Origin of the sequence: Zavarzinia sp., from assembly GCF_041650655.1 — a bacterium.
Lineage (GTDB): Bacteria > Pseudomonadota > Alphaproteobacteria > Zavarziniales > Zavarziniaceae > Zavarzinia.
Genome location: NZ_JBAZKR010000021.1, coordinates 1 through 24791, shown reverse-complemented (window position 1 = coordinate 24791; position 24791 = coordinate 1). Strand labels below are relative to the sequence as shown.

Sequence of the window (24791 nt, the reverse complement as noted above, 5' to 3'; positions counted from 1 at the left end):
TCAGTGCAGGTTGGGCTGGGCGCCCTGGCCCTTCTCGTCGATCACATAACCGCGGGCGAAGCGGTCCAGCCGCATCGCCGCGGTGGTCGGATGGGATTCGCCCCGGGCGATCAGATGGGCGAAGCAGAAGCCCGAGCCCGGCGTCGCCTTGAAGCCGCCGTAGCACCAGCCGGCATTGAGATAGAGCCCGTCGACCGGTGAATGATCGATGATCGGCGTGCCGTCCATGGTCATGTCCATGACGCCGCCCCAGGAACGCAGCAGGCGGATCCGCCCGATCATGGGCATCAGGGCCATGCCGCCCTCGCAGACATCCTCGACCACCGGCAGGTTGCCGCGCTGGGCGTAGGAATTATAGCCGTCGATGTCGCCGCCGAAGACGAGCCCGCCCTTGTCGGACTGGCTGATGTAGAAATGCCCGGCGCCGAAGGTGATCACGCCCGGGATCAACGGCTTCACCGCTTCCGAGACGAAGGCTTGCAGGACATGGCTCTCGATCGGCAGGCGGAAGCCGGCGAGGCCCGCGACCAGCGACGAATGGCCGGCGACGGCCATGGCGACCTTGGCCGCCCGGATCGGCCCCCGCGTGGTCTCGACGCCCACGATGCGCTCGCCGTCGCGGAGGAAGCCGGTCACTTCGCAATTCTGCACGATGTCGACCCCCAGCTTGGAGGCGGCATGGGCATAGCCCCAGACCACGGCGTCGTGGCGCGCGGTGCCGCCCCGGCGCTGGAGGAGGCCCGCCTTGATCGGGAAGCGGGCATTGTCGAAATCGAGGAAGGGCGCCATCGCCTCGATCTGGCCGCGGTCCAGCAGTTCGGCGTCGACCCCATGCAGGCGCATCGAATTGCCGCGCCGGGCATAGGCGTCGCGCTGGGCATCGGAATGGGCCAGGTTCAGGACGCCGCGCTGGCTGACCATCGCGTTGTAATTGAGCTCCTGCTCCAGCCCTTCCCACAGCTTCATGGAAAGCTCGTAGAAGGCGTTGTTGCCCGGCAGCAGATAGTTGGAGCGGATGATCGTCGTATTGCGCCCGGCGTTGCCGGAACCGATCCAGCTCTTCTCCACGACCGCGACCCGGTGGATGCCATGCACCTTGGCCAGGTAATAAGCGGTCGCCAAGCCGTGGCCGCCGCCGCCGATCACGATCACGTCGTAATCCGGCCGGGGGGCGGCATCGGTCCACGTCGGGCGCCAGGCGCGGTGTCCGGTCAGGGCATTGAGGGCGAGGGAGAAGATCGAATGGCGCATCGCAGGGTCCGTCTCGGCGGCTTTCAGCATTGACCGGGAGGCCGGCCGGGGACATGACTGGAAGCGACAGATCATCGCCTGGTTACGACATGACCGAAATGCCGCCGCCCCGTAGCGTGGGATTCCTCCTGGTGCCCGGCTTCGCCCTGATGTCCTACGCCTCGATGGTGGAGCCGCTGCGTGCCGCCAATCTGCTCTCGGGCCGGGAACTCTATCGCTGGCGCCATGTCTCGGTCGACGGGGCGCCGGTCGCCGCCTCGACCGGCAGTGCCCTGCCGGTCGAGCAGGCGGCGACGGGGGCGGGGGATTTCGACCTGCTCTTCGTCTGCGCGGGCGGCCAGCGGATCGATTTCGATCACGGGCCGACGCTGGCCTGGCTGCGTCAGCTGGCCCGGCGTGGTGTCGGCCTGGGCGGCATTTCGGGCGGGCCCGTGGTGCTGGCCCGGGCCGGGCTGCTGGACGGTTACCACTGCACGGTCCATTGGGAACATGCCCCTGCCTTTGCCGAGGAATTCCCAGAGCTGCGCCTGACCGGCAGCCTGTTCGAGATCGACCGCGGCCGGCTCACCTGCGCCGGCGGCATCGCCGCGCTCGACATGGCGCACGAGCTGATCGCGGCCGATCACGGCGCCCTGCTGGCGGCCCAAGTGAACGACTGGTTCCTGCAGAACCAGATCCGCCACGGCGACCGCCTGCAACGGATGCCGGTGGGCGAGCGGCTCGGCATCGCCAACCGCCGCCTGGTCAAGGTGATCGAGGCGATGGAGGCCCATATCGAGGAACCGCTGTCGCGCCGCGATCTGGCCGACCGGGTCGCCGTCTCGGTGCGCCAACTCGAACGGCTCTTCGCCGAACGGCTGAACACGACGGTGGCCGCCCACTACTTGGGCGTCCGCCTCGACAGGGCGCGTTCCCTGTTGCGACAGACCGAGCTTTCGGTCGCCGAGGTCGGCTTCGCCTGTGGTTTCGCCAGTGCCAGCCACTTCGCCCGCGTCTATCGCGCCCGCTTCGGCCACGCCCCGAGCAGCGAGAATTAACGCCCCAGGAACAGGCGGTAAGCGGGGTTTTCCGTCTCGTCCTCGTAGGGATAGGCGAGTTCGGCCAGTTCCGCCTCGAGCCGCGCGCGGCCGCCCGCCGGCACCTGGAGCCCGACCAGCACGCGGCCATAGTCGGCGCCGTGGTTCCGGTAGTGGAACAGGGTGATGTTCCAGTCCTTGCCGACACCGTCGAGGAAGCGCATCAGGGCGCCCGGACGCTCCGGGAATTCGAAGCGCAGGATCACCTCGTCGGTGAGTGCGGGGGCCTTGCCGCCGACCATATAGCGGATATGGAGCTTGGCCGTCTCGTCGGCCGAAATATCGAGCACGCGGTAACCGAGGTCGCGCAGCGCCTGGATCAGCGGCGGCTTTTCCTTCAGCGCATCGCCGAGCTTCACACCGACGAAGACATGGGCGTCCTCGCCCGCGGCATAGCGGTAGTTGAATTCGGTGATCGCCCGGTTGCCCAGGGTCTGGATGAAGCGGCGGTAGGAGCCGGGCACTTCGGGAATGGTGACGGCGAGCAGGATCTCGCGCGCCTCGCCGATCTCGGCCCGTTCGGCGACATGGCGCAGGCGATCGAAATTCATGTTGGCGCCGGAATTGATCGCGACCAGCGTGCCGGTGCGCACGGGGTTCTCGGCGGCATAGGCCTTCAACCCGGCCAGCGCCAGGGCGCCCGCCGGCTCGGCGATCACCCGGACGTCTTCGAAGACATCCTTGATCGCGGCGCAGATCGCGTCCGTGTCGGCGGTGATCACATCGTCGAGCAGGGCGCGGCACAGGCGGAACGTCTCGACCCCGGCCTGGCGCACGGCGACACCGTCGGCGAACAGGCCCACACGGTCGAGCACCACCCGCTCGCCCGCCCGGATCGCCGCCTGCATCGAGGCGGCATCGATGGGCTCGACCCCGATCACCTTGGTCTCGGGGCGCAGGAATTTGACGTAGGAGGCGATGCCGGCGGCCAGCCCGCCGCCGCCCACGGGCACGAAGATCGCTTCGATCGGTTCCGGGTGCTGGTGCAGGATCTCGACCGCGACGGTGCCCTGGCCGGCGATCACGTCCGGATCGTCGTAAGGATGGACGAAGGTCAGGCCGCGTTCGCGCTCGAGCTTCCGCGCGTGCTCGTAGGCGACATCGAAGGTATCGCCGGTCAGCACCACTTCGGCGCCGAAATAGCGCACCGCCTCGATCTTGATCGGCGGCGTCGTCACCGGCATCACGATGGTCGCGGAGACGCCGAGCTGACGGGCGGAGAGGGCGACGCCCTGGGCATGGTTGCCCGCCGAGGCGCAGATGACGCCGGCCGCCCGCGCCTCGGGCGACAGACGCACCAGCTTGTTGTAGGCGCCCCGGATCTTGAACGAGAAGATCGGCTGCAGGTCTTCGCGCTTCAGGCGGACCTCGGCGCCGATCCGCGCGCCGAGCCGCACCATGGCATCGAGCGGCGTCTGCACCGCGACGTCATAGACGCGGGCATCCAGGATCTTGCGCACATAGTCCGTCACTTGCGACCCCTCCGGTGGAGGCCGCAAGTGTTAGTCGGGACCCGCAGCCGACACCACGGTTTTCTGCCGTCAATGGCAGGTCAGCGTGTCCAGCGGCAGGCTGGCGGCATTGCCGGACGAGACCAGTTGCGTGCGGATCACCGGCGCCGTCACTCCTTGGGCAGCGTCCCGGAATTCCGGCTGTTTCGACGTGCCGGTGACGGCGTAGCAGGTCGTGGTCGAGCCCTGGCTCGGGAACTGCAGGCACAAGTGGTCGTCGCTGATCGACCAGGTGCCGGCGCGCATACAGTTCGCTTCCTTGCGCACCGCCTTGCCGCCCGGGGCGTAATAGTCGACGTAGGTGCCGCCGGAGCCCAGGGCATAGACCGTCTTGTCGGCGAAGCGCGACTCGAGCGGACCGCCAGTACTGGCGGTCGTGGCGGAGATTGCCGAGGGAGCGCTCTCAGGCACCGTTGCGGCGGGCGTCGTCGCGGGCGGCGTCGCCACGGGTGCGGCGCTCGTCTGAGCGGGTGCTGCGACCGCGACCTCGGTTGTCGCCGGCGCCGTGGTCGCCGGGGCCGGGGCAGCGGAAGCCGGGGTGGCCGGAGTGGCCGCGGCAGGGGTCAGGGCAACGGGTGCGGTAGCCGCGGGCGCCACGGTGGCTGGGGCCGGCGTGACAGGGGCGGGCGCGGCAGAGGCGCTAGCCGCCGCCGGGACCGGCGGTGCGGGCGGAACAGCGGAAGGAGAGCTCGCCGACGCCATGGGGGAGGCAGGCGCCCCGATCGGGACCAGAGTGAGGTTGACCACGGGGTCATATTTGTTGTCGGCGCCATTGGCGGAATCGACGATCGACGAAATGCCGGCGGTGAACAGGATGTCGACCGCGATATTGGCGGCGATCGCCGCCGAGACGCCGGAATGGTTAACCGCCGATGCCTGCTGGTAACCTGTCTTGTCGCAGCGGATGGTGATGTCGTATTTGCTCTTGCGCACGGTCAGGGTGCCGGGCGTCGTGGTGAGCGTGCCGATCGATTTCTGCTCGCGCTCGAACACGCAGGTCGCCCCTGCCGGCGTGGTGTTCACTGAAATATCCTGCGACGTTCCTTCGAAGACGCTGACGCAGCCGCCGAGACTGCTGGACGCCACCAGAATGCCAGCGACGAACACCGATTTCTTCATGCCTCACACTCCCGATCTGGCTATCATCGCCACCGATCGCGACAAAACCTAAGCTGCATTTTGCGCGGAAAATAGCGCAAAAGTGGTCGAATTGGTGTGGATTAGCGTGTGGTCTGCGGGCGGTTTGGGTTTCGACGATTCGTGGCTGAAAGAGGGGAATGATGAAGGAATGGGGATTGCGTCGGCTCCGCATCATCCGCGCCGTGACCGCGGCTCTGGCCGTTGCTGTAACGGCGCCCGCTCTCGCCGACACTTCCTGTAGCGTATCGACGGAGTGGCAGCCCTATTACCATCTGGAGCTCACGGTGCCGGCGACCTTCTGCAAGGAGAAGCGCCGGGACGCCAGTTGTCGCGGCTTTCCCAAACCGGCGGCGATCCAACTGCACGGGCTCTGGGTCGATTATGCCGCAGGTTCCGGCGACCGTTTCCCCGAAGGCTCCTGTACCGAGACGGGATGCCGCACCGGCGCCGACTTCTGCCGCCTGCCGGATGTGCCGGCGCTCTACCGCACCGATGCCTGGAAGAAGAAGCAGGGCTATTTCGCCGGTACCGAAAAATGCCTGGAACGCCATGAATGGGTGAAGCACGGCAGTTGCTCGCCCATGGACCCGGCGACCTGGATCACCTGGTCGCTCGACACCACCGAGGCGATCGTGACCGGCCTCGCCTTGCCGGTCGACAAGCCGCTCTCGCGCACCGAATTCGATGCCGCGGTCGCCGCCCGCCTGCCCGAGCTGGTGGGGGCCTTCCGCCTGACCTGCAAGGGCGGCCTCCTGGTCTCGCTGTCGGTCGACTACGACTGGGGGCCGGAGCCCGGCGCCCCGCGCAAGCCGCGCAGCGGCAAGACCCGCTTCGGGCGCTGCGGCGACGGCTTCGTGATTCCGTCCCGGCCCTGAAACAGTCTTGGTCCTGACGGTTCGCTTGAGTTGTCGACCGGGTGATCTAAAATAGCCCGGCTGACCGGGAAGGATGCGATGGCGAGGCCGCGCGAATTCGATGAGGCGGCCGTTTTGGATGCCGCCGTGCAATGCTTCTGGAACAATGGTTTCGAGGCGACCTCGGTGCGCGAACTGGCGGCCTCCATGGGGATCAACGGCGCCAGCCTCTATAACGCCTTCGGTGACAAGCGCTCGCTCTACGAGCGGGCGCTCGACCACTATGTCGATACGACGGTGGCGGAACGCATGGCCCGTTGCGAGACGATGGCGCCGCGCGACGGCATCGCCGCCTTCTTCCGCGAGGTGGTGGAACGGTCGCTGGCCGATCCCCATCACCGCGGCTGCCTCTTGGTCAATGCCGCCCTCGACGTCGCCCCCCATGACGCCGGTTTCCAGCGCCAAGTGGATGCGGTGCTGGCCCGGATCGAAGGGTTCTTCGGGCGCCTGGTCGCGGCTGGCCAGCGCGACGGTACGATCGCCGCCACCCTGCCGGCGGCGGAACTGGCGCGCCATCTGCTGGGCGTTCTGATGGGGGTGCGTGTCCTGGCGCGGGTGCGGCCGGAACGCCGCCTGCTGGAAGGCGTGGTGATGCCCGCCCTGGCCCTGCTCGACTGCCGTGGCGAGGCGACGCGATGAGACGTTTCGAGGCGATCTTCGCCCAGGCCGCGGCGCGCAAGGGCGGGGCGCCGGCGCTCGAAGCCCTGCTGGCAGAGACCCCCTCGAAAGCGCCGGGCGAAATCGCGGCGATACCGGATCACCGCATCCTGGCCGCCATGACCCGGCGGATCTTCTACGCCGGTTTCTCCTGGAAGGTGATCGACGACAAATGGCCGGCCTTCGAGGCGGGCTTCGATCATTTCGACCCGGCGGCCTGCGCCATGATGTCGGATGAGAAATTCGACGCCCTGCTGGCCGACAAGGGCATCGTGCGGAACGGCGCCAAGATCCGCTCGGTCCAGGTCAATGCCCAGCTCGTCCTCGATCTCGCCCGCGAGGCCGGCAGTGCGGCGCGCTTCATCGCCGATTGGCCGGACGGGGACTACGTCGGCCTGCTCGAGATCTTCAAGAAGCGGGGCAGCCACCTGGGCGGCGATTCCGCCATGCGCTTCCTGCGCATGATCGGCAAGCCAGCCTTCGTCACCTCGCCCGACGTGATCGCCGCCCTGATCCGCGAGGGCGTGGTGGCCAAGCTGCCGTCGTCCAAGAAGGACATGGCTGCCGTACAGGCCGCCTTCAACACCTGGTCGAAACAGTCCGGCCGCGACCTCACCGCGATCAGCCGGACGCTCGCCATGAGCGTCGACAGTCCGCCCCGCCACTGACCTATTCGGCGGCCCGGGGCATGTCCTCCGGCTTGCGCAGGGGGCTGCCTTCGCCGGTCTCGAAGGCCGGTTTGCGGTCGCGGAAGGATTTGCGGATCTGCCGCTGCAGAAGGGCGAGACGGAGGCCGGCGACGGCTTCGCGGGCGAGGGGCACCTGGCGGATCCTGTTGGCGGCCGCGATCGCGGGCTTCAGCACCCGGGGGGCGAAGCGCCAGGCGGTCTTGGGAATGCCCAGCGTATCGGCCGCGACGTCGCCGATGATGTGGCGCGAGGCGCCGGCATAGGTGATGGCGTCGGCTTCGGCGAGCCAGGGGCCGAAGGGCTTCGGCAGGTCCTTCAGGGCGTCGCGCGCGGCCCCCAACAGGGCGCGGGAGAGTACGCGGCTGTCCTCGTCCGCATCGGGCTGGGAGCGGACGATCAGGCTGAACAGCGCGGCCGCCTGGGCATAGCTCTCGGGCAACAGGGTTTCCTCGACCCCCATGATATAGCCGACGTAGCGCCAGAGGTGGACGACGCCTTCCTTCTCGGCGGGTGTCAGCGTCAGGCCGAGGTCGATCAGCGGCCCGACCATGCCGAGGGAGAAGGCCAAAGCCGTCGCCGCCATGTCGGACTGGTTGATCGGCAGGCCCCAGAGGTCTTCCCGCCAGCGCTTGTCCTTGCGCAGCGCCCGGCGGACCATCGTGTGCATGACGCGGACCCGCACGGCGGCAGCGAAACCGTCCGAGAAGCGGCCGACCGTGCCCGAGGCGAAAATGTCGACGGCGAATTTCCCCGTCTCCTCCAGCCGGGAATAGGTCCGGCGGTCGAGCGCCCCGGTCATCACCAGGACGCGGGCAATGGCGCTCGAGCAATAGCCGACCATCAGCGTGCCGGAGCCCAGCGCGTAGCGGAGCAGAGGCCCGGTCGAGAGCGCCACCCGGCAGCCGAGGCGGAGCTTGTCGTCGTCGACCCAATCGGGCCGGCGGTCGATCTGCGCGAAGAAGGCAGACAGCGCCTCGGGCGGGTTCGGGATCGCCTCGATGCCGTCACGGAGGGCCTGGTCGAACAGGCGCCAGCCCTGGCCCTTGCTCTCCGCCATCCAGTCGACCAAGGCGTCGGCCAGATCGTCGCTGCGGAGAAGCCCATCGCGCACCGCGGCGCGGCGGACGGGGTCCTGGCTCGGCGCCCCGAAATGGCGGGTCAGATGCAGGGTCCAGGGCGCCGGATCATGGTCCGGGTCGCGCCAGCGGGCGGGCACAGGGCTTTGGGCGGGGGTCTTGGTCATCACGCTCCTCCACTTGTTTTCATCGATTGTATATGAGCAATTATTCATATCTACTTACATGGGGCCGAGCCCCGCGGAGGTGCCCGGTTCCATGGCCGAAGCCGTTGATCTTTCGATGAAAAAGCGCCCGACCCAGGGGCGTTCCCAGGCCACGGTGGATGCCGTGCTGACCGCGGCCGCTCAACTTCTGGGGGAGCGCGGCTACGGCGCCCTGACCACCAACCACATCGCGGAACGGGCGGGCGTCTCGATCGGCTCGGTCTACCAATATTTCCCGGGCAAGGAGGCGATCGTCGCCAAGCTGGTCGAGCGGGCGGTGGACGAGATCCTGGCCGAATTCGGCGCCGGCCTCTTGGGCGTCCAGGCCGATTTCCGCCGCGCGGCCGAAGTCCTCTACGACACGATCGACCGCCGCGCCCCCCTGGTGCGCGCGATCCAATACGAGATTCCTTTTCTGCGCGACCTGCCGGCGGTCGCCACGCTGCGCGAGCGGCTGCTCGTGCTGGCGGGCCAGATCTATGCCCAGTCGATCGGACGGAACGCCTTCAGCCGGCCCAATGTGGCGGCCTTCCAGCTCACCGCGATGATCCAGTCGGCCGTGCTGGAGAGCATCCTGGCACCGCTGCCGGGCATGACCCGCGCGGATGCGATCGAGACCCTCGCGGAAATCATCGCTCGCCTCGCCGGGGACGGTTTACGAGAGGGGGCTCAAGCGCCTATATAGCGGCCATGGACGGCATTCCCTTCATCAAGATGCACGGCCTCGGCAATGACTTCGTCATCGTCGACGCCCGCACCTCCCCCGTGGAGATCAACGAACCGCTGGCGCAGGCGATCGCCAACCGGCGGACCGGCGTCGGCTGCGATCAGCTCATCGTGCTGGAACGCTCCGACAAGGCCGACGTCTTCATGCGGATCTGGAACCCGGATGGCTCCGAAGCCGGCGCCTGCGGCAATGCCACGCGCTGCGTCGGTGCCCTGATGATCGCCGGCGCCCGGCGGAACGCGGTCTCGATCGAGACGGTCGCGGGCATCCTGCTCGCCTCCTCGGCGCCGGACGGCTATATCACCGTCGACATGGGCAAGCCCCGGCTCGACTGGTCGGAAATCCCGCTCGCCCGCGCCATGGACACGGTGAAGCTCGATTACGCCGCCGCCCCCGGCCTGGCCGGGCCGGCCGCGGTCAGCATGGGCAATCCCCATGTCGTCTTCTTCGTCGACGACGCCGAAAAGGTGAAGGTCGAGGCGCTGGGGCCGGTGATCGAGCATGATCCGCTGTTCCCGGAACGGACCAATGTCTCCTTCGTCTCGAAGCAGGCGGACGGCTCGCTCCGCGTCGTGGTCTGGGAGCGCGGCGCCGGGCGCACGCTCGCCTGCGGCACCGCGGCCTGCGCCACCGTGGTCGCGGCGACGCGCCGCGGCCTGGTCGACCGCAAGGCGACGATCTGGATGGACGGCGGACGGCTCGACATGGAATGGCGGGCCGAGGACGACCATGTGATCATGACCGGGCCGGTCGCGGTCGCCTTCTCGGGCGTCATCGCCCTGCCGCCGCGGGTCAAGGCCGCCTGAGTTTCCATGCCCAACGGGATCGAGGTCATCACCTTCGGCTGTCGCCTCAACGCCTATGAATCCGAGGTGATGAAGCGCCATGCCGAGGCGGCGGGCCTCGACCATGCGGTGATCGTCAATACCTGCGCCGTCACGGCGGAGGCGGTGCGCCAGGCCCGCCAGGCGATCCGCAAGGCGCGGCGCGAGAACCCGGGGGCCAAGCTGATCGTCACCGGCTGCGCCGCCCAGGTCGAGCCGGAGCGCTTCGCCGAAATGGCCGAGGTCGACCAGGTGGTCGGCAATCTCGAGAAGATGGCGGCCGAGACCTGGTCGCCCGATTTCGGCGTGGGCGAGACGGAAAAGGTCAAGGTCGCCGACATCATGGCGGTGCGCGAGACCGCGGGCCATCTGGTCGAAGGTTTCGAGGGCAGGGCGCGGGCCTTCGTCCAGGTCCAGAACGGCTGCGACCATCGCTGCACCTTCTGCATCATCCCCTATGGCCGCGGGCCGTCACGTTCCGTGCCAATGGGCGCCATCGTCGAGGAAGTGCGCCGCCTGGTCGAGGCCGGCCACCGCGAAGTGGTGCTGACCGGGGTCGACCTCACCTCCTATGGCGAGGACCTGCCGGGCAAGCCCAGCCTCGGCCAGCTCACCCGCCGCCTGCTGAAGGCGGTGCCGGAACTGCCGAGGCTTCGCATCTCGTCGATCGATGCGGCGGAAGCCGACGACGACATCCTGGCGGCACTGGCGGAAGAAGAGCGGCTGATGCCCCATCTCCACCTCTCGCTCCAGGCCGGCAACGACCTGATCCTGAAGCGCATGAAGCGCCGGCACCTCCGCGAAGACGCCATCCGCTTCGCAGCCAAGCTGCGCGCCGCCCGGCCCGACATCGCCCTCGGCGCCGATTTCATCGCCGGTTTCCCGACCGAGACGGAAGCGGCGTTCCAGGACACGCTGAACCTCGTGGACGAGGCGGGTCTCACCTATCTCCACGTCTTTCCCTTCTCGCCCCGGCCCGGCACGCCCGCCGCCAAGATGCCCCAGGTCGGCCGCACTGTGGCCAAGGAGCGGGCCGAGCGTCTGCGCGCCAAGGGCAATGACGCGCTCGCCCGCTTCCTCGACAGCCGTATCGGCAAGGCGGAGCGGGCGATCGTGGAAAGCCCCGGCCTCGGCCGTACCGAACATTTCGCCGCTGTCCGCCTGAAGTCCGAATTCGGGCCGGGTGAGATCGTGCCCGTCACCATTGGCGCCCGCGAGGGCGCGGAGTTGATCGCCGCATGACCGACAAGACCGATACGCCCGAGGTTCCGACGGAAGGCAAGAAATCCGGCTGGCTCAGCCGCCTGAAGGCCGGGCTGTCGCGCTCGTCCTCCTCGCTCGGGCAGTCGATCACCGGCCTGTTCAAGAAGCGGAAGCTCGACGACGAGACGCTGGACGAGCTCGAAGAGGCGCTGATCCGCGCCGACCTCGGCGTCGATGTCGCGGTCGCGGTGCGCGAAGCCCTGGCCAAGGGCCGCTTCGGCAAGGAAATCTCGGACGAGGAAGTGAAATCCGTCCTGGCCGAGGAAGTCTCCAAGGTCCTGAAGTTTTCCGAAAAGCCGCTGGTGATCGACGCCGCCCGGAAGCCCCATGTCATCCTCATGGTGGGCGTGAACGGCACCGGCAAGACGACGACCATCGGCAAGCTGGCCAGCCGCTTCAAGGCCCAGGGCCTCAAGGTCATGCTGGCGGCGGGCGACACCTTCCGCGCCGCCGCGATCGAGCAGCTCGCGGTCTGGGGCGAGCGTTCGGGCGTTCCGGTGGTCACCAGGCCCGCGGGCTCGGATGCCGCCGGCCTCGCCTTCGACGCCCTCGAACAGGCCAAGCGGGAAGGCTATGACGTCCTGCTGATCGACACCGCCGGCCGCCTCCAGAACAAGGAGGGGCTGATGGCGGAGCTGACCAAGATCCTCCGCGTGCTCAAGAAGCTCGACGAGACGGCGCCGCACGACACCATCCTGGTGCTCGACGCCACCACCGGCCAGAACGCGGTCAACCAGGTCGACGTCTTCGAGCGCGTCGCCAAGATCAGCGGCGTGATCATGACCAAGCTGGACGGTACCGCCCGGGGCGGCGTGCTGGTCGCCATCGCCAAGAAATACTGGATGCCGATCCATGCCATCGGCGTCGGCGAGGGGATCGACGACTTCCAGGATTTCGATGCCGATGCCTTCGCCCGCGCGCTGGCCGGCGTCGCCGACCGGGACTGACGCCATGGCCGAGACAACTGCCCACGCCACCAAGATCAATCCCTTCGTCCGCCTGCTGCTCGAGGCGGGGCCGCTCGCCGTCTTCTTCTTCGCCAATGCCCGCTACGGCATCTTCCCGGCGACCGCGGCCTTCATGGTCGCGACGGTCGCCGCCCTGGGCACCAATTGGGCGCTCGAACGGCGCCTGCCCGTGATGCCCATGGTCTCGGGCTTCTTCGTCCTCGTCTTCGGCGGGCTCACCCTGATCCTGCAGGACGAGCTGTTCATCAAGATGAAGCCGACCATCGTGAACACGCTGTTCGGCGTCATCCTGTTCGGCGGGCTGATGACCGGGCGGTCATTGCTGAAACCGTTGTTCGGCGCCGCCTTCCAGCTCGACGAGACGGGCTGGCGGGCACTCACCTTCCGCTGGGCCGGCTTCTTCCTGGTGCTCGCGGTGGTGAACGAAGTGGTGTGGCGGAATTTCACCACCGACACCTGGGCGGCCTTCAAGGTCTTCGGCATCATGCCGCTGACCATCGCCTTCACCCTGGCGCAGATGCCGCTGATCCTGCGCCACCAGCTTCCCGAAAAGTCGGAGTAGGGGGCGGCCTGAGCCGCCCCTACCCGCCTCAGAAGCCGACGCTGAAGCCGGTCGAGACCGTGTTGGCGGTGCCGCCGTCGACGCTGATGTCGAGATCGTAGCCGACGAACCAACCGACATTGGCGATCACCTCGCCCTGGGCGCGGAGGCCCAGGGTGATGCTGTCGCTCTGGCCCGAGGGAACGTTCACGGTGGCGCCGCCGGCGCTGCCGCCGACGCTGGCGAGGCGGAGTGCCGCCGTGCCGTCGTCATCGGCGAAGACCCAGTTGTAGAGGGCACGGCCGGTCAGGGCGACGCCGGTCAGCGGCAACACCGCTTCGGCGCCGAAGCCGGCGGTGGAACGGCTGGCGTTGCGGTCGGGATAGACCACGTTGCCACCGGCGCCGCCTTCTTCGGTATAGCCGTCGACCGAGGCTTCGACATGGGAGATGGTCGCCAGCGGACCCGCGCTGAAGCCGCCGAGGCCGGTCAGATAGCTGGCCTCACCGGCGAAGACATGGGCGCGGCCTTCGGTCGAGCCGGCGGCCGAGGTGCCGAAGGCGCCGGGCCGGCGAATCTCGCCGAAGGAGAGCGGGACGAAGCTGTAGCTGCCGGAGACCGACAGGCCGCCCGCCGAATATTGGCCATAGGCGGAAATCGCATAGGCGCTGTATTCGGTGCGGAAGCCGGTCGCCGGCTCGTTCCGCCCGCCCTGGGTGCCGACCGCGCCGCCGACGGTGACCGTGGGGGCGAGGGCGAAATCGATGCCCGCCGTGGCGCCGTAATTGGTGGCGTCGGTCGAGATGGTGTCGGCGTCGCGGTTGTCCCAGTCGTAGGTGCCGGAAACCCAGACTTTCACCGGGCGGGTGTCGCCCGCCTTGCCCTTGCCGGCCAGCAGGGCATCGGTGCGGAGACCGGTGAGATGGCCGGCGACGTCGGCCTGGCCCGCGTCGGCGGCACCGAAGACGGCCTGGTCGACCGAGGCCATGGCGGCGCCGCCGGCGACGATCATCGCCTGCTCGAACAGCGGGTCGACCGCGGTCGGCAGGGTCAGGCGATAGGCCAGCAGCATGCTGTCGTTGTTCAGGCCGGCGTCATAGGTGTAGCCGTCCGGCATCACGCCGTCGGTGGTGAGAAAGTCGTTGTCGTTGCCGACGAAGAGGAAGAAATCCTGCGGATGGGCCTCGTCCAGCGCCGGCAGCAGGGCCATCGCTTCCCACTTTTCGGACAGCGTCAGATTGGTGCCGCCCTTCGGGCTCGAAGTGTCGATATTGAGGCCGAAGCGCGCCAGCTGGGTGGTGTTCAACATGTTCACCAACTCGCCGAACTCGACCGGCGTGATCGACGGATCGAGCACCCTGCCGTCCGAGACGGGCTTCGTCGTGGTCTCGTATTCGGTACCGGCCAGGTTGGTGGCGCCATTGGTGTCGACCAGCAGGATCGATTTGTAGACCTCGGGCTTGTTGCTCTCGGTGCCGTAACCGGCGCCGTCGCGCGACAGGACCAGGAACTGGCTGTCGTTGATGGCGAGGACTTCGCTCTGCGCCGCGGTCTTGTTGGTCGCCTTGCCGTTGCCCTTGTCGTTGATGATCGGCAGTTGCAGGACGTAATGCTCGACCGGCGCGGTGGGCGTCAGGGTGGTCGAGATGTCGTAGATCAGGATGCGGGTATTGGTGCGGTCCGACTGGTCGGAGGTATCGCTGTCCTGGAGCGTGGCGGACTGCAGGATCTCGACCAGTTTCTTGCCGTCCGGGGTGATCGAGACCGCCTCGATGCCCTGGTTGTTGCGCCGGCCGGTATCGGGGGCGCTGGTCGAATTATAGTCCACCACGCCGTCGGTCATGGGGACCAGGGCGGCAACGGGGGCGATGAAGCCCTTCATCTTGCCGCTGGCGTCGAACAGATAGACGCCGCCCGAATATTCGTCGCCCACGTAGAAGCTGCCGTCCGGCAGGAAGGCGAGCGCTTCGGCGTCCAGCGGCACGCGGCCGGCCGCGGTGCTGTAGGGCAGCAGATAGCCGTTTTCCGTGATCGTGCCGGTGCCCGGGTCGAAGCCGGTGGTGGCGGTGCCGTTGAAATCGGTCAGGGCGATGCCGCTGCCCGTCGGCGTGAGGCTGATCTGGCTCTGCGAGGTGGTCGCGGCCGGCAGATCGGCGCCGCTATAGGGCGTGAAGCTGAGGTCGAACTGGACCAGGCGGCCCTGGTAGTTCGAATAATAGCTGTCGGTGTTATAGCCGCGGTCCGGCAGCGTATAGAGGGTGCCCGTGTAGCTGTCGCCGACCTTGCGCCAGGTATTGCGATCGATCGCCATCCCGGAGAAGGAGCCGAGCGAAGTGCCCATGAAATCCTTCAGCGTGGCCGACAGCCGGCCGGCGCCGACCAGACCCTGATTGACGAAGGTCTCGCCGTTCATGGTCAGCGAGACCGGCGCGTCGCCGGTGGTCGCATGAGTGGTGGTATATTCGAGCGAGGCGCCGGCCGCGGGCGACAGCCCTGCCAGAAGCGCCGCGGCGGCGCAGGCGCCGCCGACGAACGTGAAACGCATGTGAAACCCCCTGCCAATATCCCAGCCTGGGCGTTATGCCGCCGCCAGACGACAGGGGGGTGACCGCTGCGTGACCTTCCCGTGAAACTACGATGTCGGCAGGGGCTTGCGGCCGTCCTCGCCCGGGGGATTGCCGAAGGGGGCGAAATCGTGCCGGCCTTCGACCGCGCGCCAGTGATGCAGCGCCCAATGGACCGAGGGGAAGGCGAGCTCGTCCCAGGGGATCTCGTCCCAGGAGAACAGGCGGACCTCCAGGCTCTCCGGCCCGGCGGCGAAATCCGGCCGGGCCAGGGTGGCGCGATGGATCATCTGGACCTGGGACAGGCGCGGAATCGAATAGACGGCGAGCAGGGCGTCGATCGCGATTTCGGCGCAGGCCTCTTCCCGGGCTTCGCGGGCGGCCCCTTCGGCGACGCTCTCACCCTCTTCCATGAAGCCGGTGGGAATGGTCCAGAAACCGCGCCGCGGCTCGATCGCCCGTCGTGCCAGCAGGAAACGGTCGCCGACGGTGACGACGGCGCCGACCACGATCTTGGGGTTCACATAATTGACGAAGCCGCAGGTCCGGCAGACGTCGCGCTGGCGCTCGTCGCCTTCGGGGATCGCGATGTGGAAATCGGGCGCCTGGCTCATGGCGCGATTGTCGGCCGGCGCCGCCGGCACGGCAAGTCAGACCGTAAGGTCGATGTAGCGGCCGAGGCCGGGCTGGAGCGGGCGGCGGGTGGTACCTGGGGCCTCGCGGGTCTGCGGGCCCGTGACGGGCGGCGCGCCGACCCGGATGTCGACGCCGCTGCCATTGGTGGCGGGTACGGCGGATGCGGTCTGGGTCGCCACCGCCTGGGCCTGGGCCGAGCCGCCGGGTGCCGTGCGCGTGCCGACGCCGCCTTGCTGCAGCGAGGCGAGGGCGGTCAGGAGGGCGGAGCTCGGCTTGATGTCCATGATGACGCCAGATTGTCGCCGCAGAGCTTAAGGAGGACTTAACGGCGGGGGGTCATGGGGCTGCCGCCTTGGCGCGCGCCGCCGTCAGGCCGGCCTGGATCTCGGCATCGTCCGGCTTCAAGGCCGCCGCCTTTTCCCAGGCCGCGACCGCTTCCGGCGCCTTGCCCAGGACGTCATAGGCGCGGGCCAGTTTCAGCCAGCCCTGGAGGTCGTCCGGCTGCGCCTTCAGGCGCGCCGCCAGACGTTCGACCATGCTCTCGATCATGGCCTGGCGTTGTTCCGGCGTCATCTCCTGCGCGGCGGCGACATCGCCGGCACTCGGACCCGGTGCCGCCGATGCCGCCGGCGGAACTTCGGGAACGGGCCGCCCGGCGGCGGCGAGACCGGCGACCACTGCATCGCGCAGCGGATCGTCCGCCGTCAGTTCGGGCAGCAGGGCCTGCCAATCGTCGGCGGCACCGTTCTTGTCGCCTGCGGCGAATTTGGCGTAAGCGGCGAAATGGCGGGCGCCGGCATTCTTGGGCTCGAGGGTCAGCGCCTGATCGATCAACGCCTTGGCCTCGGGCGTCACCACGCCCTGGGCGGCGGCGATCCGGAGTTCGGCGGCGCCCAGGCGGGCGTCGACCGAGTCGGGCATCAGGCCGATCACCTTCTCATAGGCTTCGGCCGCGGGGATCAGCTTGCCCTCGGCGGCACGGGCGCGCGCCAGCAGGATCCAGCCGCGCGGATCTTCCGGGTGCTCGACCATGCGCTTTTCGAGTTCGGCGATCAGGCGTTCGGTCTCCGCCATCTGGCCCGCCGCCGTCAGGCGCGGCGCCAGCGGCGCATCGCCGAGCCCGTTGGCGCCGAGCACGTCGTAGAGCAGGGCGCCGCCGGCCGGCACGCCGATGGCGACCACCAGGGCGAGGACCAGGGAAGGCCGGCCCGAGGCCTTGGTGGCCTCGCTCACCTTGAGCAGGCGGCGTTCGATTTCGAGCTTGGCGGCCGCGACCTCGTCCGCGCCGATGCCGCCGGCCGCCTGTTCGGCCGCCAGTTCGTCGAGCTGGGCGCGATAGACGGCGCGTTCGGCCGCGGCGGCGTCGCGGTTATGGGCCGGGCGCAGCAGGGGGCGCAGCAGGAGGATCGCCACCGCGGCGGCGATCAAGCCGAAGACGGCCAGCATCATGACCGGTCTCCGTCCTTCATCAATTCGGCGAGGCGGGCTTCTTCCTCGGCGCTCAGGGGGGCGGGGGCGGCTTCGGCGGGTGCCGGCCGGCGCCGGCGCAGCCAGATGGCGCCACCGGCGACCAGGAGGATGGCGGCCGGCCCGAACCACAGCGCCCAGGTCGACGGCTCGAAGGGCGGGCGCAGCAGCACCCATTCACCGTAACGCTCGACCAGATAGCGCTTCACCGCCGCCTCGTCGTCGCCGGCCGCGACCCTCTCGCGCACGATGCGGCGAAGGTCGGCGGCGAGATCGGCATTCGACTCGTCGATCGATTCGTTCTGGCACACCAGGCAACGGATTTCCTTGGCGATCGCGCGCGCCTTGGCTTCCTGCGCGGGATCGGGCAGCGGCTGGTCGAGGCCGGCAGCGAGCGCCGGCAGCGCCGCGAAGGCCAGGGTGGCCGCCAGGAACAGGGATTTCATTGGGCGAGTTTCTCGACGAGGGGCTGCAGTTCGCGGGCGATGACCTCGTCGGTCAGCTCGCCGACATGCTTCCACATGATCTCGCCCTGCTTGGAGACGACATAGGTTTCCGGCACGCCATAGACGCCCCAGTCGATCGCGACGCGGCCGGCCAGGTCGGAACCGATCAGGGCGTAAGGATTGCCCAACTCGGCCAGGAAAGCCTTGGTTGCTTCCGGCTTGTCCTTATAGGCGAGGCCGACCAGGCGGAAGCCCGGCTGTCCCGCCAGCTTGGTCAGGATCGGGTGCTCGATCCGGCAGGGCGCGCACCAGGAGGCGAAGACATTGACGACGGTGACCGAGCCGGCGCGCAGGTCGGCGGTGGCGAAGCCCGGCTGGCCGGGATCGAGGCCGGGCAGGTCGAATTCCGGCGCGGGCTTGCCGATCAGGACGGAGGGCAGTTCGGACGGGTTCTTGCCCAGCCGGTCGTAGAACAAGCCGCCGAGGCCGATCGCGACGGCGAGCGGCAAAGCGGCGAGCAGGAAGCGGAACTGGCCCTTCATGGCGTCACTCCGCAGGGGCGGCGGCCGGTGCCGCGCGGCGGATCGGCGCGCCGACGCGGAGCCTGCGGTCCGAGAGCGAGACGAAGCCGCCGAACGCCATGATCACGCCGCCGGCCCAGATCCAGATCACGAAGGGCTTCCAATAGATGCGGGTGGCATAGCCTTCGCCCGCCTTGTCGCCGACCACGACATAGAGATCGCCCCAGGGGGTCGAATGGATCGCCGATTCGGTGGTCTCCATCGGCGGCGCCACGAAGCGCCGGGTCTCCGGCTGGAGCAGGCCCACGCCCTCGACCTCGACGGTGCCGCGGGCGGCCGTGTAGTTCGGGCCGGGAACCTGCTCGACGCCCTTGAAGGTCAGGTGGTAGCCGCCGAAGTCGAGCGTGTCGCCCGCCTTCATGACGCCCAAGTGTTCCTGCGCGAAGCCGGTCGCGGCGGCGATGCCGATCACCGAGACCGCCATGCCGAAATGGGCCAGCGACATGCCGATCGCGCCGCGCGGCAGGGTGAACAGCCGGCGGAAGGCGCCGGCCAGCCCGAGCTGGCGGAGCCGCACCCGGTCGACGAATTCCAGGATCACGCTACCGGCCAGGAAGAAGGCGAAGGCGAAGGCGACGATCGCCATCAGGGGCGCGTCCATGGTAAGCCACAGCACCAGGGCGGCGGCGACGACCGAGGCGAGGGCGATGAACTTCAGCCGGTCGAGCACGGCGAAGAGATCGCCCCGCTTCCACGGCAGCAGCGGCCCGATGCCCAGCGCCACGATCAGGGGCACCATGAGCGGCATGAAGGTCGCATTGTAGAAGGGCGGGCCGACCGAGACCTTGGTGCCGGTCAGCACGTCGAGGATGAGCGGATAGAGCGTGCCGAGCAGCACGGTCGCGGTCGCGGTCGCCAGCAGCAGGTTGTTGAGGACGAGTGCGCCTTCGCGGCTGATGGTCTGGAACAACCCGCCGGCCTTCAAGGCGGGAGCCCGGATCGCATAGAGCGTCAGGGCGCCGCCGGTGACCGAGCCGAGGAAGACCAGGATGAAGAAGCCGCGCTCCGGATCCGAAGCAAAAGCGTGAACGGATGTGAGCACGCCGGAGCGCACCAGGAAGGTGCCGAGCAGCGAGAGCGAGAAGGCGACGATGGCGAGCAGGATGGTCCAGCTCTTCAGCGTGTCGCGCTTTTCGACCACGATCGCGGAATGGAGCAAGGCGGTGGCTGCCAGCCAGGGCATCAGCGAAGCGTTCTCGACCGGGTCCCAGAACCAGAAGCCGCCCCAGCCCAGCTCGTAATAGGCCCAATAGGAACCGCCGGTGATGCCGATCGTCAGCATGGCCCAGGCGGCCAGCGTCCAGGGCCGGACCCAGCGCGCCCAGGAGGGCGGCACGCGGCCCTCGATCAGGGCGGCGACGGCGAAGGAGAAGGCGATCGAAATGCCGACATAGCCGGCATAGAGGAAGGGCGGATGGAAGGCGAGGCCCGGGTCCTGCAGGATCGGGTTCAGCCCCTGGCCTTCCAGCGGCGCCGGATCCATGCGCAGGAAGGGGTTCGAAGTGAAGATCATGAAGGCCATGAAGCCGACGCCGACCAGGCCCTGCACCGCCAGCGCCCGGGCCCGGAAACTGTCCGGCAGGTTGCGGCCGAAGAGGGCGACCATGGCGCCGAACAGGCTCAGCATGAAGGCCCAGAGCAGCAGCGAACCCTCGTGATTGCCCCAGAGGCCGGTGATCTTGTAGAGCAGCGGCTTCTGCGAATGGCTGTTCGCGTAGACGTTGGCGACCGAGAAGTCGGACGTCACATAGGCGTGCATCAGGGCGGCGAAGGCGCCGGCCACCAGCACGAACTGCAGCACCGCCGCGGTATCGGCCAGGCGGATCGAGGGCAGGTGGCCGCGCCAGGCGCCGAACAGGGGCACGGTGCCCTGGGCGCAGGCCACGGTGAAGGCGAGGATCAGGGCGAAATGGCCGAGTTCGGCGATCATGGCTTGGCCGTTCCCTGGTTTCCGGGGGATGTGGTTCCGGGGTGGGCAGTGGCGGGGACCGGGTCGCCTTCCTTCCAGCGTCCGGACGCCTTCAGGGCCTCGACCACTTCCTTCGGCATATAGGTCTCGTCGTGCTTGGCCAGCACTTCGGCGGCGAGCAGGCTGCCGTCCTGCTGGCGGTTGCCTTCGGCGACCACGCCCTGGCCCTCGCGGAACAGGGCGGGCAGGAGGCCGTGATAGGTGACGGGCAGGCTGGTGGTCAGGTCGGTAATCTTGAAGGTTACCGTGGTGCCGTCGGCGCTGCGCGACACCGAGCCTTGTTCGACGAGGCCGCCGACGCGGACCCGCTGGTTGGGCGGCGGCGCCTTGGTCACGATCTCGGTCGGCGACAGGAAGAAGACGAGCTGGTCGCCGAGCGAGGTCAGCACCAGGGCCGCGGCGGCGCCCAGGCAGGCGAGGCCGGCGAGGCCGATGATCAGGCGGCGGCGCTTGCGGGGCGTCATGCCGCGCGCCCCTGGCCGGCGCGCGGCCGGCGCGCGGGCCTGGACTGTTCCAGGAGGTCGAGCCGGGCCTGGGCCTGTTTCAGCGCCCGCCGGCTGGTCACGCCGAGCACGATCACGACCAGGAAGGTCAGGGCGAAGGACGGCCAGACGAAGGCGGCATAGCCACCCATGGCGAGGAAATCGGCGATCTTGTCCATATCTCAGGCTTCCCGGGCGGCCAGGCCGAGGGTCAATGCGCGGACGCGCCGCGTGATCAGCTCCGCCTTCATGCGCCACAGCAGGACGACCACGAAATAGAGCTGGAAGGCGAGCGCGTTGATCAGCAGCGGCCACAGGATGGTGGGGTCGACCGACGGCCCGTCCATGCGCATGATCGAGGAGGGCTGATGCAGGGTCGACCACCAGTCGACCGAGAATTTCACGATCGGCACATTGACGGCGCCGACCAGGGCCAGGATGGCGGCGGCCTTGGCCGCCCGCTCCGGCTCGTCGATCGCGGACCAGAGGGCGATATAGCCGACATAGAGGAAGAAGAGCACCAGCATCGAGGTGAGGCGGGCATCCCACACCCACCAGGTGCCCCACATGGGCGCCCCCCAGAGCGAACCGGTGACCAGGGCGACCAGGCAGAAGCCGGCGCCGATGGGGGCCGCCGCCTTGGCCGCGACATCGGCCAGCGGATGCTTCCAGACCAGGGCGACGAAACTGGCGACCGCCATGAAGGAATAGCCGAACATGGCGAGCCAGGCGGCCGGGACATGGACATACATGATGCGGACGGTGTCGCCCTGCTGGTAGTCCGGCGGCGCGAAACCGAGGCCCCAGACCAGGCCGACCACGAAGGCGATCGCCATGGCGCCGATCAGCCAGGGCAGCAGCCGGTCGGCGAGGCGGACGAAGCGGGTCGGGTTGGCGAGGCGCGTCAACATGGTGAAGGTTTATCCCTGACTGCCCCGGGCGACAACATGATCTAGATCATGTTCAAAGTACAGCGAGGCGCAGTGCCGCAGCCGCCCCCAGCGTGCCGACCGGCAGGCTGACCAGGAGGATGGCGCCGAGCAGGGCGAGGCTCGGTCCGGTCGCCAGCCCGAGGCCGGCAAGATTGACGGCGCCCGCCCCGAAAATCAGCACGGGGACATAGAGCGGCAGGACGAGGACGGCGATCAGGATGCCCGCCCGCCGGACGCCGACGGTGAGCCCGGCGCCGACCGCGCCGATCAGCGACAGCGTGGGCGTGCCGAGCGCCAGCGTCTTCGCCAGCATGACGATCGAGGCGGGCTCGAGCCCGAGCAAGATGCCGAGCAGGGGCGAGGCGACCACCAGGGGCAGCCCGGTCGAGAGCCAATGCGCCATGCATTTGGCGAAGACCACGACGCTGCCCGGCTGGCCGCCGACCATGAGGAGGTCGAGGCTGCCGTCCTCGAGGTCGGCCTGGAACAGCCGGTCGAGCGAGAGCAGCGTGGCGAGCAGGGCGCCGATCCAGATCACCGCGGGCGCGACGCGGGCGAGCTCCTGCCGCTCCGGTCCGGCGGCGAGCGGAAACAGCGTCGCCGCGATCACGAAGAAGCCGATGACGAGGCCGACCGAGCCGCCCTGCGCGAAGGCGAGGCGGAGGTCGCGGCGGAGAATGGCGAGAAAGGCTCCGGTCATGCCGCCTTCTCCAGGGTGAAGGTGCGGGCGTTGGGCAGCGCCAGGCCGTCGTGGGTGGCGACCACGACCATGCCGCCGGCGGCCCGGTGTTCCCAGATCAGGCCGGCCAGGACTTCGACCGAGGCGGCGTCGAGGCTCACGGTGGGCTCGTCCAGGAGCCAGAGCGGGCGCGGCGCGAGCGCCAGACGGGCGAGGCCGAGGCGGCGCTTCTGCCCGGCCGAGAGGATGCCGGCCGGCAGGTCGCCGAGCGCGCCGAGGCCGAGGCGGTCGAGCGCCGTGTCCACGGCGGTGACCGGCGTGCCTTCGAAGCGGGCCCAGAATTCCAGGTTCTGCCACGCGGTCAGGGCGAATTTCAGGGCGTCGCCATGGCCGGCGTAGCGAAGCCTGCGGCCGTGCGCCTCGCGGTCCTCGTCGATCGGGCGGCCGTCCCAGGTAATCCGTCCGGTCGCTGGGGCGAGCAGGCCGGCGAGCAGGCGCAGCAGGGTCGACTTGCCGGCCCCGTTCGGCCCGCGCAGGACCAGCGCCTCGCCCGCCTCGACGGTGAGGTCGATGCCGGCCAGCACGGCCCTTTCGCCGCGAATGACGCCAAGTGCTTCGGTTGCCAGCATGATGCGATCAGTCGACCTTGGTGCCCCCGCGGCCGGCGCCTTCCATGAAGCGGGCGACGCCTTCGGCCGCGTGTTCGAGCGACTGCATGCCGAGATAGAATTCGTTCTGCAGCGCGCTGTCGAGCGACAGGTTCCACTGCTCGTAGACCGAGCGGCGATCGAAGCGCATGCAGGCCTGGGGCAGGGCGGCGATCTCGGCCGCCAGTTTCTCGGCAGCAGTGCGTGCTTCGCCCTTGGGCACGACGCGATTGATCAGGCCCATCGAAAGCGCCTCGGCGGCATCGACGGGACGGCCGGTCAGGATCAGGTCGAGGGCGCGGCCCTGGCCGATGATGCGCGGCAGGCGCACGGTGCCGCCGTCGATCAGCGGCACGCCGAAGCGCCGGCAGAAGACGCCGAGCACGGCATCCTCTTCGGCGACGCGGATGTCGGCCCAGAGGGCGAGTTCGAGCCCGCCGGCGACGGCATAGCCCGAGATCGCGGCGATCACCGGCTTCGAGAGATCGAGGCGGGTCGGCCCCATCGGGCCGTCGCCGTCGGGCTGGGTCCGGTTCACGTTTTCGCCGCTCGAAAAGGACTTCAGATCGGCGCCGGCGCAGAAGGTGCCGTGGTCGCCCCAGAGCACGGCGACGCGCGCCTCCTCGTCGGCATCGAAGGCGCGGAAGGCGTCGGCCAGGGCTTCCGCGGTCGGCCGGTCGACGGCGTTCTTCGCATGCGGCCGCGAGAGAATGATCGTGGTGACGGGACCGCTGGTCTCGACATGAACGGCCATTGTTCGGTCTCCCTGCAACGCTTCTCGGCGCGCATCATAGGCAAGGCCGGCACGAGGACCAGAAAAATCGCGCAAAAGCGGCGGCCACGACCATTGTCGGGACTTCACGACCGCGGCCGGCCTCACTATGCTCGCAACCGATCGAAGAGCCCGATCACCATCGGACTCGTTTGGCCCGCCCGGCAGGAATGTTCGACCACTGCCCGCCCATTCATGGAGTTGCTCCGTGCCCTCGCTCGACAGCCTGAAGACCCGCAAGAAACTGACCGTCGGCAAGACTTCCTACGACTATTTCAGCCTCAAGGCCGCCGAGAAGGAATTGGGCGACCTGTCGCTCCTCCCGGTTTCGCTCAAGGTCCTGCTCGAGAACCTGCTGCGTAACGAGAACGGCACCACCGTCACCGTCGACGACATCAAGGCCGTGGCCGCCTGGCTGAAAGACAAGAAGTCCGACCGCGAAATCGCCTTCCGTCCCGCCCGCGTGCTGATGCAGGACTTCACCGGCGTGCCCGCCGTGGTCGACCTCGCCGCGATGCGCGACGCCATGGCCAGCATGGGCGGCGACCCGAACAAGATCAATCCGCTCTCGCCCGTCGACCTCGTCATCGACCATTCGGTGATCGTCGACGAGTTCGGCTCCAAGTCCGCCTTCAAGGACAACGTGAAGCTGGAATACGAGCGTAATGCCGAGCGTTACGGCTTCCTGCGCTGGGGCCAGCAGGCCTTCAACAATTTCCGCGTCGTGCCCCCGGGCACCGGCATCTGCCACCAGGTGAACCTGGAATATCTGG

Annotated in this window: 27 protein-coding genes; 10 read left to right on the top strand and 17 right to left on the bottom strand. The window is 68.6% G+C overall.

Annotated features, from left to right (window positions below; genetic code table 11):
* Complete coding sequence (locus WC493_RS06795) at window positions 1–1251, bottom strand: sarcosine oxidase subunit beta family protein (protein WP_373063866.1); 1251 nt, start codon at window positions 1249–1251, stop codon at window positions 1–3.
* Between the two features lie 98 nt (window positions 1252–1349).
* Between WC493_RS06795 and WC493_RS06790 the strand changes: the two genes are divergently transcribed.
* On the top strand, window positions 1350–2288 hold the full coding sequence (locus tag WC493_RS06790; RefSeq protein ID WP_373063864.1) for a GlxA family transcriptional regulator: 939 nt from the start codon (window positions 1350–1352) through the stop codon (window positions 2286–2288).
* Here WC493_RS06790 and ilvA read toward each other — a convergent pair.
* Window positions 2285–3799 (bottom strand): threonine ammonia-lyase, biosynthetic, encoded by a 1515-nt coding sequence (gene ilvA / locus WC493_RS06785; protein WP_373063862.1) that lies wholly within the window; start codon window positions 3797–3799, stop codon window positions 2285–2287. The two genes, WC493_RS06790 and ilvA, sit on opposite strands and share 4 nt — an antisense overlap.
* Before the next feature lie 69 nt (window positions 3800–3868).
* The gene (locus tag WC493_RS06780) at window positions 3869–4957 is read right to left on the bottom strand and encodes a hypothetical protein (protein ID WP_373063860.1); all 1089 of its coding nucleotides are present in this window, start codon (window positions 4955–4957) and stop codon (window positions 3869–3871) included.
* 158 nt (window positions 4958–5115) lie between these two features.
* Here WC493_RS06780 and WC493_RS06775 point away from each other — a divergent pair, with 158 nt between their 5' ends.
* The 3 genes from WC493_RS06775 (at window position 5116) to WC493_RS06765 (ending at window position 7217) form a co-directional block, all read left to right on the top strand.
* On the top strand, window positions 5116–5853 hold the full coding sequence (locus WC493_RS06775; protein WP_373063858.1) for a hypothetical protein: 738 nt from the start codon (window positions 5116–5118) through the stop codon (window positions 5851–5853).
* 78 nt (window positions 5854–5931) lie between these two features.
* Window positions 5932–6531, top strand: a complete 600-nt coding sequence (locus WC493_RS06770; RefSeq protein ID WP_373063856.1) for a TetR/AcrR family transcriptional regulator — start codon at window positions 5932–5934, stop codon at window positions 6529–6531.
* Window positions 6528–7217: a DNA-3-methyladenine glycosylase I gene (locus tag WC493_RS06765; RefSeq protein ID WP_373063854.1), complete on the top strand. Its 690-nt coding sequence runs from the start codon at window positions 6528–6530 to the stop codon at window positions 7215–7217. The genes WC493_RS06770 and WC493_RS06765 overlap by 4 nt, the downstream gene beginning before the upstream one ends.
* Window position 7218: 1 nt before the next feature.
* Here the strand turns inward: WC493_RS06765 and WC493_RS06760 are convergent, their stop codons facing one another.
* Window positions 7219–8481, bottom strand: coding sequence for an oxygenase MpaB family protein (locus WC493_RS06760; RefSeq protein ID WP_373063852.1), 1263 nt, complete (start codon window positions 8479–8481; stop codon window positions 7219–7221).
* Window positions 8482–8572: 91 nt separating this feature from the next.
* Between WC493_RS06760 and WC493_RS06755 the strand changes: the two genes are divergently transcribed.
* Genes WC493_RS06755 through WC493_RS06735 form a run of 5 tightly spaced genes read left to right on the top strand, consistent with a single transcriptional unit; the run spans window position 8573 to window position 12864 of the window.
* The gene (locus WC493_RS06755; protein WP_373063850.1) at window positions 8573–9205 is read left to right on the top strand and encodes a TetR/AcrR family transcriptional regulator; all 633 of its coding nucleotides are present in this window, start codon (window positions 8573–8575) and stop codon (window positions 9203–9205) included.
* Window positions 9206–9210: 5 nt separating this feature from the next.
* Window positions 9211–10053, top strand: coding sequence for a diaminopimelate epimerase (gene dapF / locus WC493_RS06750; RefSeq protein ID WP_373063848.1), 843 nt, complete (start codon window positions 9211–9213; stop codon window positions 10051–10053).
* Between the two features lie 6 nt (window positions 10054–10059).
* Window positions 10060–11313 carry a tRNA (N(6)-L-threonylcarbamoyladenosine(37)-C(2))-methylthiotransferase MtaB gene (gene mtaB, locus WC493_RS06745; RefSeq protein ID WP_373063846.1) on the top strand — a complete coding sequence of 418 codons (1254 nt, stop codon included), beginning with the start codon at window positions 10060–10062 and terminating at the stop codon, window positions 11311–11313.
* Entirely contained in the window at window positions 11310–12281 is a 972-nt protein-coding gene (ftsY, locus tag WC493_RS06740) for a signal recognition particle-docking protein FtsY (RefSeq protein WP_373063844.1), read from the top strand. The genes mtaB and ftsY overlap by 4 nt, the downstream gene beginning before the upstream one ends.
* A 4-nt stretch (window positions 12282–12285) precedes the next feature.
* The gene (locus WC493_RS06735; protein WP_373063842.1) at window positions 12286–12864 is read left to right on the top strand and encodes a septation protein A; all 579 of its coding nucleotides are present in this window, start codon (window positions 12286–12288) and stop codon (window positions 12862–12864) included.
* A gap of 28 nt (window positions 12865–12892) precedes the next feature.
* On the opposite strand, the gene WC493_RS06730 is transcribed toward WC493_RS06735, so the two are convergent.
* The 13 genes from WC493_RS06730 to WC493_RS06670 form a co-directional block, all read right to left on the bottom strand.
* On the bottom strand, window positions 12893–15388 hold the full coding sequence (locus WC493_RS06730; protein WP_373063840.1) for an esterase-like activity of phytase family protein: 2496 nt from the start codon (window positions 15386–15388) through the stop codon (window positions 12893–12895).
* Between the two features lie 87 nt (window positions 15389–15475).
* The gene (locus WC493_RS06725) at window positions 15476–16021 is read right to left on the bottom strand and encodes an NUDIX domain-containing protein (RefSeq protein WP_373063838.1); all 546 of its coding nucleotides are present in this window, start codon (window positions 16019–16021) and stop codon (window positions 15476–15478) included.
* A gap of 36 nt (window positions 16022–16057) precedes the next feature.
* The gene (locus tag WC493_RS06720) at window positions 16058–16327 is read right to left on the bottom strand and encodes a hypothetical protein (protein ID WP_373063836.1); all 270 of its coding nucleotides are present in this window, start codon (window positions 16325–16327) and stop codon (window positions 16058–16060) included.
* 52 nt (window positions 16328–16379) lie between these two features.
* Window positions 16380–17492, bottom strand: a complete 1113-nt coding sequence (gene ccmI / locus WC493_RS06715) for a c-type cytochrome biogenesis protein CcmI (protein ID WP_373063834.1) — start codon at window positions 17490–17492, stop codon at window positions 16380–16382.
* Entirely contained in the window at window positions 17489–17956 is a 468-nt protein-coding gene (locus WC493_RS06710) for a cytochrome c-type biogenesis protein (protein WP_373063830.1), read from the bottom strand. The genes ccmI and WC493_RS06710 overlap by 4 nt, the downstream gene beginning before the upstream one ends.
* Window positions 17953–18498 carry a DsbE family thiol:disulfide interchange protein gene (locus tag WC493_RS06705; protein ID WP_373063828.1) on the bottom strand — a complete coding sequence of 182 codons (546 nt, stop codon included), beginning with the start codon at window positions 18496–18498 and terminating at the stop codon, window positions 17953–17955. The genes WC493_RS06710 and WC493_RS06705 overlap by 4 nt, the downstream gene beginning before the upstream one ends.
* Window positions 18499–18502: 4 nt before the next feature.
* Window positions 18503–20467: a heme lyase CcmF/NrfE family subunit gene (locus tag WC493_RS06700; protein WP_373063826.1), complete on the bottom strand. Its 1965-nt coding sequence runs from the start codon at window positions 20465–20467 to the stop codon at window positions 18503–18505.
* A complete protein-coding gene (gene ccmE, locus WC493_RS06695) occupies window positions 20464–20970 on the bottom strand; it encodes a cytochrome c maturation protein CcmE (RefSeq protein ID WP_373063824.1) in 507 nt (168 codons plus the stop codon). The genes WC493_RS06700 and ccmE overlap by 4 nt, the downstream gene beginning before the upstream one ends.
* Entirely contained in the window at window positions 20967–21167 is a 201-nt protein-coding gene (ccmD, locus tag WC493_RS06690) for a heme exporter protein CcmD (protein WP_373063822.1), read from the bottom strand. Before ccmD ends, ccmE begins: the two co-directional genes overlap by 4 nt.
* Before the next feature lie 3 nt (window positions 21168–21170).
* Window positions 21171–21896 (bottom strand): heme ABC transporter permease, encoded by a 726-nt coding sequence (locus WC493_RS06685; protein ID WP_373063914.1) that lies wholly within the window; start codon window positions 21894–21896, stop codon window positions 21171–21173.
* 55 nt (window positions 21897–21951) lie between these two features.
* Window positions 21952–22620 (bottom strand): heme exporter protein CcmB, encoded by a 669-nt coding sequence (gene ccmB / locus WC493_RS06680; RefSeq protein WP_373063820.1) that lies wholly within the window; start codon window positions 22618–22620, stop codon window positions 21952–21954.
* Window positions 22617–23228, bottom strand: coding sequence for a heme ABC exporter ATP-binding protein CcmA (ccmA, locus tag WC493_RS06675; protein WP_373063818.1), 612 nt, complete (start codon window positions 23226–23228; stop codon window positions 22617–22619). Before ccmA ends, ccmB begins: the two co-directional genes overlap by 4 nt.
* 7 nt (window positions 23229–23235) lie before the next feature.
* On the bottom strand, window positions 23236–24000 hold the full coding sequence (locus WC493_RS06670) for a crotonase/enoyl-CoA hydratase family protein (RefSeq protein ID WP_373063816.1): 765 nt from the start codon (window positions 23998–24000) through the stop codon (window positions 23236–23238).
* A gap of 226 nt (window positions 24001–24226) precedes the next feature.
* Between WC493_RS06670 and WC493_RS06665 the strand changes: the two genes are divergently transcribed.
* Window positions 24227–24791, top strand: a 565-nt coding sequence (locus WC493_RS06665; RefSeq protein ID WP_373063814.1) for an aconitase family protein, incomplete at its 3' end; no start/stop codon positions are given.